Genomic DNA, 11264 nt, shown 5'->3' with positions numbered 1-11264 from the left:
CGGCACTATTTTCGAGATGTCCTGCATGAACCACGGCATCTGCTGGATCGGGAAGAACACGCCCGTCAGGAACATCATGGGGAACTGCAGCACGGTCATCAGGATGGTCGCCGTTTCCTCGTTGTTGGCGAGGGACGTCAGCAATATCCCCAGCCCGATGAAGCTGAAGATGCCCAGGAATAGCAGGCCGAAGGCCAGTGGTACGCTCGAAAGCTGGAGGGTCACCCCGAAGAACAGTATCGCGATGACCATCACGACAATGCCCTGGATGAAACCCCTCACAGTTTGCGCGATCGTTTTACCTAATATAATAGATATCTCGCTGACCGGCGCCGCCAGGATGCCGTCGAAGGTGCCGATCTCCTTCTCATGGGAGATGGCCCTCGGTATGCCGGTCATGGCGCCCATCATCACGATCATCATCAGCAGGCCTGGCGCGGTGAAGTCAAAGTAGTTCAGGTTGCCGGGGGCTGTCCCCTTAACGTCGGCCTGTAGCGGCGCGATGACCGCTTTCGGGTCCACTGTCTGGTTGGCTTTCAGCGCCAGCATCTGGACGTTCGCCTGGCCCATGTACGAGCTCATGGCGCCGACCACGGCCGAGCCGATGCCGTTCATGGCCATCGAGAGCTGCGGGATGCTGTTATCCGACAGGATCGTGACGTTAGACTGTTTTCCGGCGGTCAGGTTCTTTGCGAACCCTTTAGGAATGATGATCGCGCCATATACCTGGCCTCGCGTGATGAGCGTTTTCGCGTCGTTCAGCGAGCCGACTTCATTCAGGTCCATCATGTCGGTCTTTTTATTCATCTCCTTAATACTGTCCACGAGCTGGTGGCTCATCTGCGAGTGGTCCAGATCCACTAGCGCCACCGGCACGTTCGTATATGTGTTGCTGGTGGGGAAGATAAATCCCGTCATGATGAGCATGAAGAACGGCATCAGGACAAGGAATATCAGCCCGATGCGGTTACGCCCGAACTCAAGCAGGTCCTTCCATGCGATGCGGAAACTGTCCTGCAAGCCTTTGATGAATCCCATGACTTCACCTCACCCTCGCTCTTGGCGCGCCCCAGGGCCCGTGCCGGCGACCGCTCATCTTCGGCTTCTCCGACTGGTCGCGCATCGCCTTGCCCGTGACGGACAGGAACACGTCTTCCAGGGTCGGCTCGTTCGTGTTGATCATCGTGATGTTGCCCCCGTCGTGCCGGATCGAGTCGATGATCCGGTCGAAGCCTTCGCTGCCACGGGCGCTGATCTTGATATCGTACGCGTCTTGCTGGTCGAAGGCCGTAACGCAGTCCAGTGCCTTGAGGTGCTCGGCCATGACAGGGGTCAGGTTCGGTATGCGGGCGCTTATGACGGTCAAGTCCGCATCCTTGACGAGCTTTTTCAGGTTCTGGGGGGTATCCAGCGCAACGATCTTCCCGTGGTCGATGATGGCGACCCGCTCGCTTAGCGCCTCGGCCTCGACCATGGCGTGGGTCGTCAGGATCACCGTCGTGCCGTTCTTATTAATGTCCCGGATAAGCTGCCGGATGGAGAGCGTTGTCTGGGGGTCAAGCCCGAGCGTCGGCTCGTCCATGAAGATGATCTGCGGCTCGGTGAGCATCGCCCGGATGACGTTGATGCGCTGCCTCATGCCCGTGGAGTATGTCTTGATCTGGGCATTCTTCCATTTGGTCATGTTCACCAAGGCGAGCAGCTCGTCGGTCTTCCGGTCGATCTTCTCCCTGGGCATCTGGTACAAATTTCCGAAAAATCGCAGGTTCTCGGCGGCGGTAAGCTGCTCGTACATGATCATCTTTTCCGATACGAGCCCGATGCTCGCCCTCACCTGGTCCGGCTGCTTCAGCAGGTCATAGCCGTTGATCTTCGCGTCGCCGCCAGAGGGCCTGGCGAGCGTGCAGAGCATCCTGATAGTGGTGCTTTTTCCGGCGCCATTCGGGCCCAGGAAACCGAAGATCTCCTGTTTTTTAACGTTGAAAGAAATGTTGTCGACTGCCAGGAAATCGCCGAACTTTTTCGAAAGGTTCTGGACTTCGATCGCGTATTCTTCTGTCATCGTTTTACACCCATTAATCGCCAAAGAGTAGGCTCAACTCCTTTACCAGTTCCCTGCGTTTCTCATCGATCGCGTCGAGGGCTTTTTTTCCTTCATCTGTGATCGTATAGACTTTTTTACGGTCTATTTCCTCCATTGTGACGTATCCTTTTGTTTCCAGGTAGTCGAGGACCGGGTATATAGAGCCCGGGCTCGGCACCCAATTGCCATTCGTGATGGTCTCGACGGCATGGATGATATCGTAGCCATGGATGGGTTTTTTACTGATGATCTTCAGCACGATCATTTTCAGGGATCCTTTACGCAATTCTTTACCCATTGCATCGTCTATCATGTATCTGTTTCCGATATATCGTTATTCGATATATTGGCTCCAGATATATCGATTACCGATATAGTATATATATTTTTGGCCCTTATCAGGATTTTAATATTGGTTGGAGGGCAATAACCTTGGCGGAAAATAAATTATAAAAAAATGATATACAAAGACTAAAATACCGGCTGGTTAATATAAATCAATTAAGCCATGGTGATATCTTGCATGAAACGGCCCCTAGATCAAAAGACAATAATATCTCAAATAAGATACTGGACAGCGTTCCAGCAGCATTAGTATTCGTGGACCGGGAGTTGAAAGTCAATTCCTATAACCGTGCATGGTCCGAACTCTGTGAGCAGTGCCTGGGTAAAAAATCAGCGGCCGATATAAACATCATATCGCTTTTCTCCGACGAGACGCCGGCACGCATGCTGACGGAAGCTCTTCACGGCAAGACCGTCACGCAAAACGGCTTCCGCTTCGATTTAAAAACCGCATGCGACCGGTACTTCGACCTCACGGCCGCCCCGGCCGCCAGCGGAGCCCTGCTCATGGCCGTCGATTCCACCGAGCGCTGTCAGAGTATAAAACGCCTGGAGGCGGCAAAATCGGAAGCGGAATTTTACGTCGACCTCATGAGCCATGACATCCGTAACTTCAACCAGGTCACGATGGGCTACATTGAGCTGCTCCAGCTCGCCGAGAAGCTCACGGCCAGCGAGCTCGCGTACCTGGAAAAGGCGCAGAAGGGCGTGACGGGGAGTAACCGGCTCATCGATAACATCAAGAAAATACGCATGATACGGCAGTTCGCGGGGAAGAGCCCGGTGCCGATGGACCTGAACGCCATCCTAAAACAAGACGCGGGCGACGTGCAAAAGGTATCGCCCTCGGCAAAGGTCAGCCTTGAATTCAGCCCGGGCGTGAAGCGTTTAGTCATGGTGGACGACTACGTGCACGAGATCTTCCGCCATATACTTGAGAACGCCGTGAAATATGATCCGCACCCGGAAAAGCTCATCGATATCGCCATCGTACCCGCCAGGATAGGCGATATGGACTACTGGTCCGTGCGCATCGCCGACCACGGCACCGGCATACCCGAGGATAAAAAGAAGTCCGTCTTCGAGCGCATGACCGCGACCACAAAAGGGGCGGGCGTGGGCCTCTCCATCGTCCGGGTGATCGTCGATAAGTATGGGGGCTTCATCCACGCGGAAGACCGCGTACGGGGCGACCCGTCGCAGGGCGCCGTGTTCGTGGTGGACCTGCCTAAAACATGACCTGGCCGTTATTTAATAGTTTACCTACGCCTGGCTCGATGTAATACTTCTTGAACCGCCCGTCCTGCTCGACCGTGACCAGCCTGTCGTTGAGGAACCGCTCCATGTGCCAGTGAATGCTGCTCTTGTCCAGCCCGAACCGCTCAGCGAGCCGCTGGTTCGTCAATCCAGGCTCCTCGAGAATGGCGCAGAGCAGGTTCCGGCTGGTCTCGTTCTTGATGTAGGCCAGCACCATCTTTTCCTGCTCGGTATTCGCCTTAGACGTGTTAAACAGGCGGGTATATTTGCCCATGCGCTTCAGGATGATCTTGCCCTGGGACTCGAGCATCTGCACGTGGTACTTGACCGTGCCGTTCTTCATGTTCTGCCGGCTCGAGATCTCCGACGGCGTGCAGCCCGGATTGCTTTTGACATAATTGAATATGCTGAGCCGGTTACTGTTGTCCAGGACATTCTGGATCTTGCCAATGATGAGCGGGGCAGCGTTCATCAGGCCGAAAGCGATGAGTATGCCGTCCAGGGCGCCGGCCACCTGCACCCACAGCGGGAGCTGCCAGAAGGATACGATCGGGGCGTTTACGGCAACAACGCCCGATGGGATGCCGCTGCCGGGCGTCACAACGTATGAGCCGCTGCCGCTCGTCGCCTGCAGCAGCAGGGGCGAAATGAGCAGGAGGGCTGATAATACTATGACCGCTCCCGTTAGAAATTTCATGCTTAGCCGCATATCTACCAGGTCTTTAAGTAATACTCGTCCTTGCCAGTTACGCCGGTATCCGTCACCTTGAACGACCAGGGGCCATTCGCAACGCCGGACGGGTTATTGATCACCATGTTTATGGTATTGTCCACGGTGCCGTCCGAATTATCGTAATACGGGCCGAGCGTCTTACCATCGGGCGTATAGACGACGATGCGCATCCGGTCATCTGTATTATTCCATTTCAGCTCGAAGCTCAGCGAGGCCGGCGACCCGGATACGTAGACCTGGTGCCAGTTGGTCTGGCCAGGCGCTATCTCGTTGTCATACAAGCCGCTAGATACATCAGTCTGGACGATGGTATCGTTCAGGAGCTGTATTTCGCCCTTAAAACTCATTTCGGTGTTATTTAACCTGTACGTCGCGTCGGCCATAAAGCTGACCCGGCCCGAGTCATGCATCTCATGCTTGAAGAACATCACCGGGAGCATTCTCGGCATGTCCTCTCCGGCCGGTATGACCATCATTTTACCCTCGATAAACTCGGGGCCGCCATACCCGTGCCTTAGCACGGTGAACGGGGCCGGAGGCATTGGTCCTAAAGTCTGCCATCCGTGGACTTCGACGGCATTACCTTCACCCCTTAGATCAAGGAAGACACGCGTGTACTTCTGATCATCGTGCAGGGAATCTGGCGCATACCCAAAACTAACCTTATTATTATCCGTGGCATTGTCCGTGGCGCTTACCGAGCCGATGGTGAAAGAAACGGCCATTACCAGGAGTATGGCCACCACAATGCTCTGCTTAAGCAGCTTAAGCATTTGTATCACTTCAATAAGCTTTTATCGAACTATAAATACGTTCTGGCTATATCATCGAACTAACCGGGTATATTCAATATACTAATCGCCTGTTAAAGCTTTAATACTTTTTAAATATCGGCATGTTGCCTTTATACCTTATGGCTTTATCGTCCAACTGTAGCCCGATAGTTTGACGATTAAGCGAGAAAAGATTTATATGCCCCTACCCTTTAGCTTGCTTTGAGGCAAGTCACCAATGGAGGTAGCCTCGCATGATCAAGACAACTAACTTAACTAAGGTCTATGACGGCGTAAAGGCCGTGGACTCGCTGAACCTCGCCGTTGATAAGGGCGACGTGTTCGGGTTCCTGGGGCCCAACGGGTCCGGTAAGACCACGACAATGGGCATGATGATCGGCGAGATCGAGCCGACGTCGGGGCAATGCTTCATCAAAGACATCGACGTGCTCCGGCACCCGCTCGACGTCAAGCGGATCATCGGTTACATGCCCGACGGGCTCGGCTTCTATGAGAACCTGAACGCCCGCCAGAACCTGAAGTTTTTCTCCGAGTTCTACGACCTGCCCGCCGCTAAGGCGGATCAGCGGATCACGGAGCTGCTCAAGTACGTGGGCCTTGAGGGCGTCGAAAAGAAGACGGAGGGCTACTCGCGGGGCATGAAGCAGAGGCTCGGCCTCGCCCAGGCACTACTCAACGACCCCGAAGTTATATTTATGGATGAGCCGACAAACGGCCTGGACCCCCAGGGAGTCATGCAGGTACGGAACATCATTAAGGACCTGTCCAACAATGGCAAGACGATCTTTTTCTCGAGCCACATCCTCGAAGAGGTCCGCCAGGTCTCGAAGACGGTCGGCATCATCTCCCGGGGGAAGCTCATCGCGCACGGCACCCTCGACGAAGTGCGCCACAAGCTCCAGAAGGACCAGTCCATGACCATCGTCGTAAAAGCCTCCGGGCCGCTCCCGAAGTTCACGGACCCGCGCATCATCGACGTCTCCTACTACGATGGCTCGGCCACGATCCATACGAAGGACGACATCCGGGACGACATATCAGCCGAGATCGAGAGGAATCACCTGCACGTCCGGGAGCTAAGGATCGAGGAAAGGTCCCTGGAGGACGTCTTCCTGGAGACCATCTATGGAGGCGCTTAAAATGCGATCGGAATTCATCATCGCTGTAAAGGAATTCAAGGATTATCTATCCAGCCGGGCCTTCCTGGCGATCTTCGGCCTGCTCGTGCTCATCATGATCGCCTCGATCGTAACGGGCACTGGAACATATAATGAACGATTGTCGACCTATAACTCCGAGCTTACGAGGGCGGCATCGGCGGCTTCGAACGGCAGCACGTTCCAGCCGGAGATGCCGTCGATGATGCTGGTATTCGAGAGCTTCTGCTCTATATTCGTCCTCGTGGGCTGGGCGCTGCCGATCGTCATCGGGTTCAGCCTGATATCGAAAGAAAAAGAGTCCGGATCGCTAAAGCTGCTGCTGGCCCGTCCCACGTTCAGGGACTCGATCATCAACGGAAAGATCCTCGGGTCCACGGCCATCCTGGTATTATCGCTGGCCGCGGCGTTCCTCGTTGGGTTGGCCATACTGCTCTTCGAAGGTATCATACCTTCCGGCGACGACCTACTTCGGCTCATCACTTTCTTCATACTGGTCGTGCTCTTCAGCGTGGCATTCCTTGCCATAGCCATCGCGGCCTCATCCCTCGCGAAGAATTCGACGATGGCGATCCTGATCGCCCTCGTGATCGCGCTGTTCAGCATAATGGTGCCATACTTCTCGGATTCCATCTGCCAGGTCGCCCTGGGCACGGCCCCGACGGCGATGATCCCTGCCACCGGGAGCTCGAGCAGCACCGGCGGAAGTACAGGGGGCATATCGGGCCCCGGCGGCAACATCGTGGTCAACTATGGCGGTGGCCGGAATAACACGGTCCAGATGCAGATTAATCCGGAATATACGAGCTATATGAATACGCGTAACTCGATCACGGAGGCCCTCGACCTCATATCGCCTACCAGCGACCTGACAGGCATCTCCAACGTGGTGGTTAGCGGCGAACAGAACCCCGTCTCAAGCAGCGGTATGGCCGGCGCCTTTAACTTCCGGCAGAGGGGCATGAGTGCCCCGACGCTGGGAGGCACGCTGCCGTCAATACTACCCCAGGTGTTGTCACTCATCGTGATCGCCATCGCCGGGTTCGCCATATCGTACGCGAAGTTCATCAGGATGGACGTAAGGTAAAGGCACAGCGGGATGTGTGAAAGATGAAAGCAAGGCATCTACTATTGCCGGTGCTGATCATTTGCCTGTTAGCGGGGTCGATCGCCGCCCCCGCACTGGCATATGACACGCCGCTAGTTACGGATACGATCTGGGACGGATGGTCGAAGACGCTGGGGACGTATTCCTGTAAGGTGACGACCCATATCGCGGAAGGCGCGAACTACGTAAACCTATCGATCAGCAGTCCCTACTACCCGCAGGCAAATGCGATAATCCCGGTAGGACAGTCGTATTATTACTATAACGCAATCCAGGTCTACGTATACGCCATCAGTTCGAATTCATCGAACGCGGCCGAACGAACGGCAGAGATCACCATCTCGCAGCCCTCGACTTCCTCGTCCAGCTCGTCGACCACGAACACGGGGACCGCGTTGACGTGCGTCACCCCGGGCGAAACGACGCTGGGCGGCGACTCGGTGACCTTCCCGCTCACGATACAGAATAATAATGGCGCCGACAAGACCTATACGCTGACGGCGAACGGCGGCAGTCCCGGCTGGTCGACGACGTTCCAGTACCAGGGCCGGAACATCTATCAGATCTACGTGCCCTCGGCCGGGCAGCAAACGGTGAACGTGGTGGTCGACACGTCCTATGATTCGCCCATCGGTGCGCAGGGGATCACAATCAGCACCGGGGACGCCAGCCTGACCCTGAGCGTGGACGTCACGAGCGTCAACCAGTCGGCCGACGTCTCCGCCAAGGTCAGCTCGCAGATCGCCTACATCGGCGATAAGGCCTACTATGACCTGCTGATCGATAACGTGCAGTCGCAGCAGAACAACTATAAGCTGTCCGTGACGGGCCTGCCGGATAACTGGTACTACATGTATCTGGATTCGCGCTCCAGCACGGAGGAGCTGTCCGAGACCGTCGTGCCGGCCTCCACCACACAGGATATCGTCCTTGCGATCGTGCCCCCGAACACGGTCAGCGCCGGCGACTATAACTTCACCGCCGTGGTCACGACACCGAGCGGCCAGGACATTGCGGAGAACCTGACGCTTAAACTGAAGGCAGGCACCGGCATGTCGGTCAACTACGACAAGCTGGCTTATACCGCCAGCCCCGGCCAGACGTTCAAGATCAACATATATGTGACTAACACGGGCACGGGCTCGGCTTTGACGAACGTCTACCCCCAGGTGACGGCGCCGTCGGGTTGGGTCGTCAGCTCGTCCCCGAATTCGACGAACACCATCAAGTCGGGCGGGACCCAGACCTTCGTCATTAGCGTACAGCCGCCGGGCAACATCGTGGCCAGCGACTATGACGTGTCCGTCAAGATGGTCAGCGATCAGGCGTCGGCGTCGGACGACTTCCGGATCACCATCGCCACGAGCTCATATATCCCGTACATCGCGGGCGGCATAATCGTTGTCGTGCTGGCGGGGATCGTGCTGCTGTACAGAAAATATGGGCGCCGGTGACCGCCCACTTTTTTATTTAGTATTTCAGCTTTTGTGTTTCTTTCTATTGAAGTATCATTGACTGTTCAAATCTACTTCGACCCACAATTTATGGGGGGATATAGTTAACAGGCCAAAAATTGCAGTGGCTTCTACTATTTTGTAAATAAGTCTATGCCGATATGCTGCTAAAACCATCGGGTATGATTAAAAATAAGAAATGTTTAAGTTACTTGGCTGGTATCACTATGGCTGCCGCTGCCAATGTTTTCATGGCATCTTCCATGGTGATTCCCATTTTAAACTTCGCATCTGTGAATAGTCTCCATTTAACCATTAGTGGTTCCCTTTCGAGCTGAATATAGGCATCCATGCTGGGCGCATCGTACTGGTAAATAATTAAGTGCTCGGGGTGGAGAATCCAGGCCCCGACGAATTTAATCCCATGCTTTTTGCACAGTTCTTGCCCTTTCATCCCGAGTTCACCAAATATTTTTCCAGAAATCTCATTACGAGCGGGGCAATCCGCCGCCGTATGTCTTTCGAATACAAATACTGTCACCATTGATCTTTCCTCCCTTTCAACGCCTTCTAGTTCAATCATTTTATCTTGTACTGGCTATTGCTGGTTTATCGACGCTGTTTTCTCTAGTGGGGTGTCACCGACCAGAGCGGCGGCCTCCGTTTCACTGTTTTACTCCGGGCCTCAACAGTGTAGCCGGACGGCCCTATTCAAAGAATAGAAAATTTAACGGCCACGGACATGTAATTATATGTGACTATAGATATAAATAAGTTATTAATCGCTTATTAGCAAAGTCCTTTTGACTAATAACAAAATCTGAACGGTCGGAGCCTCAATTTTTCAGTTGCTTCTGCTTTTATGAAAATATGCTATAGACATGATATAATTAATATGAAAAAAAATAATATTTATTTACAAAAATATGACCTTCCTATTTTGACCAATAATTCCCAGACTTAATAGAACCCATTTTCCCATCGAAGGGCAGAGATAGAGGTATTAGCCAGAGGCTTTTCTTTTCCATCTCAAGAGTTTCAATGGGCCTGTTAGGGAAGGAATGATCCTTCTCGTAATAAGCTTATCATTGACCACATCCATATAAATGACAAACATTAGTAATATATACATGAGAGAGAAAGCATAAATTAAAAATGACATCAAAGGTATGATTTCAGAAATTATGTAAACTATCGATATTACTATTAATGCGATTATGAGCTTATCCATTCTATTCCATGATCTAAAAGGATTTACATTGAAATAAGCGAGCTTATCATAGATCAATTCAAAGGTTACGAAAATGCCAAAAACAAAAATCACTATGAACATGTAAAAGCCTGACGAGAATACAGGCAAGTGGAACGGCGTTACCCATAGGTTAACAACGGTAAGGGATTGGATCGCATCATAGCTGTTAAGATCGGTAATAAACGAATAAGTATTCATATTTGGTATAAACGCTTCTTCAAATACGCATATTGAAAACCATAGCAAAAAGAAGTCTAGTAGCTCAGTCAATACAATAGCGGCTGTTTTTTCTGAAAACTTCTTTTCGATCAGCCTATGACTTTTTATCAAATATAACAAAACGAGGACTATTGTCGTTAGAAGTATGCCTCCAAAATTGATAAAAAACGTTGAAAGGCTAATGCTGGATGGGGCAAGGTTGTATTGGGTATAACCGGATAAGAACCATGTAAAATCAATATTAAAGAAAGATGATAAGCTTGCCGGAGCACCATCATATGTTATTGTTATAGATTTTACACTATACCCTGATAAAATATCGAAGATCGCATGGCCCGCCTCATGGGTTAAAACGGCTATAATAGAAATTAAATTCTGTAAAAGAATTAGAGGAATGCCGATGATAAAGAAGGATGAGACAAATTTAAATCCAGTAATAAGCCACTTCTTTAGCGAGGTAAACATTCGAGGGTCATTGTAAAAATGGTTTAATAAAATAAATAATTAATGTGGAAAGCATTAATATTCTAGCCTTTACTTCCTATTCAACGCATCGAATACAATGAACCAGCAAACCCCAGGACAAGATCAGCTCAGACGACTTAATTTCATAAAACTAGAAGTAGCCCTCATTTTCGAGGCTATGACTATATCCCCCCCATTATATGCGAGGGGATATAGTTAGCAGACCTTATTATGCACTTCTCTTTTGAAATTACAATATTATAACAATAGTTTTTGGTCTTTTTAGTAACCAGTCTAATTTTCCTTAAAAATTGTAAATAACTAAAAAAACCGATTTCATCGATATCTGGAATATAGAATAGGATACATAGAGATCGTCAAATTCGTATATCTTACT

11 protein-coding genes are annotated in these 11264 nt (G+C 51.7%); 4 read left to right on the top strand and 7 right to left on the bottom strand.

All coding sequences use genetic code 11. From position 1 onward, the window contains the following. From VMC84_RS09265 to VMC84_RS09255, 3 genes are all read right to left on the bottom strand, one after another. A partial coding sequence (locus VMC84_RS09265; RefSeq protein WP_325379906.1) for an ABC transporter permease occupies positions 1-1038 on the bottom strand: 1038 nt, incomplete at its 3' end. Between the two features lie 4 nt (positions 1039-1042). Then, positions 1043-2062, bottom strand: coding sequence for an ABC transporter ATP-binding protein (locus VMC84_RS09260; RefSeq protein ID WP_325379905.1), 1020 nt, complete (start codon positions 2060-2062; stop codon positions 1043-1045). Between the two features lie 13 nt (positions 2063-2075). Beyond that, positions 2076-2396: a PadR family transcriptional regulator gene (locus tag VMC84_RS09255; RefSeq protein ID WP_325379903.1), complete on the bottom strand. Its 321-nt coding sequence runs from the start codon at positions 2394-2396 to the stop codon at positions 2076-2078. Positions 2397-2602: 206 nt separating this feature from the next. Between VMC84_RS09255 and VMC84_RS09250 the strand changes: the two genes are divergently transcribed. Further along, positions 2603-3667 carry an ATP-binding protein gene (locus VMC84_RS09250; protein WP_325379901.1) on the top strand — a complete coding sequence of 355 codons (1065 nt, stop codon included), beginning with the start codon at positions 2603-2605 and terminating at the stop codon, positions 3665-3667. On the opposite strand, the gene VMC84_RS09245 is transcribed toward VMC84_RS09250, so the two are convergent. Both VMC84_RS09245 and VMC84_RS09240 read right to left on the bottom strand, forming a co-directional pair. Next, positions 3657-4382 carry a winged helix-turn-helix transcriptional regulator gene (locus VMC84_RS09245; RefSeq protein ID WP_325379899.1) on the bottom strand — a complete coding sequence of 242 codons (726 nt, stop codon included), beginning with the start codon at positions 4380-4382 and terminating at the stop codon, positions 3657-3659. The genes VMC84_RS09250 and VMC84_RS09245 overlap by 11 nt on opposite strands. Positions 4383-4396: 14 nt before the next feature. Beyond that, the gene (locus VMC84_RS09240; protein WP_325379897.1) at positions 4397-5191 is read right to left on the bottom strand and encodes a hypothetical protein; all 795 of its coding nucleotides are present in this window, start codon (positions 5189-5191) and stop codon (positions 4397-4399) included. A 254-nt stretch (positions 5192-5445) separates the two neighbouring features. Between VMC84_RS09240 and VMC84_RS09235 the strand changes: the two genes are divergently transcribed. Genes VMC84_RS09235 through VMC84_RS09225 form a run of 3 tightly spaced genes read left to right on the top strand, consistent with a single transcriptional unit; the run spans position 5446 to position 8931 of the window. Beyond that, positions 5446-6351: an ABC transporter ATP-binding protein gene (locus VMC84_RS09235; RefSeq protein WP_325379895.1), complete on the top strand. Its 906-nt coding sequence runs from the start codon at positions 5446-5448 to the stop codon at positions 6349-6351. A 1-nt stretch (position 6352) separates the two neighbouring features. After that, positions 6353-7456 (top strand): ABC transporter permease subunit, encoded by a 1104-nt coding sequence (locus VMC84_RS09230; protein ID WP_325379893.1) that lies wholly within the window; start codon positions 6353-6355, stop codon positions 7454-7456. A gap of 23 nt (positions 7457-7479) precedes the next feature. Continuing rightward, the gene (locus VMC84_RS09225) at positions 7480-8931 is read left to right on the top strand and encodes an NEW3 domain-containing protein (protein ID WP_325379891.1); all 1452 of its coding nucleotides are present in this window, start codon (positions 7480-7482) and stop codon (positions 8929-8931) included. A 208-nt stretch (positions 8932-9139) separates the two neighbouring features. Here VMC84_RS09225 and VMC84_RS09220 read toward each other — a convergent pair whose 3' ends face one another. Beyond that, positions 9140-9514: a hypothetical protein gene (locus VMC84_RS09220; RefSeq protein ID WP_325379889.1), complete on the bottom strand. Its 375-nt coding sequence runs from the start codon at positions 9512-9514 to the stop codon at positions 9140-9142. A 420-nt stretch (positions 9515-9934) separates the two neighbouring features. Next, a complete protein-coding gene (locus VMC84_RS09215) occupies positions 9935-10867 on the bottom strand; it encodes a M50 family metallopeptidase (RefSeq protein ID WP_325379887.1) in 933 nt (310 codons plus the stop codon). Between the last annotated feature and the right edge of the window lie 397 nt (positions 10868-11264).

Origin of the sequence: Methanocella sp., assembly GCF_035506375.1 — an archaeon.
Classification (GTDB): Archaea; Halobacteriota; Methanocellia; order Methanocellales; family Methanocellaceae; genus Methanocella.
The sequence above is the reverse complement of the archived record's forward strand: the minus strand, read 5'-3'. Positions and strand labels throughout refer to the sequence as shown.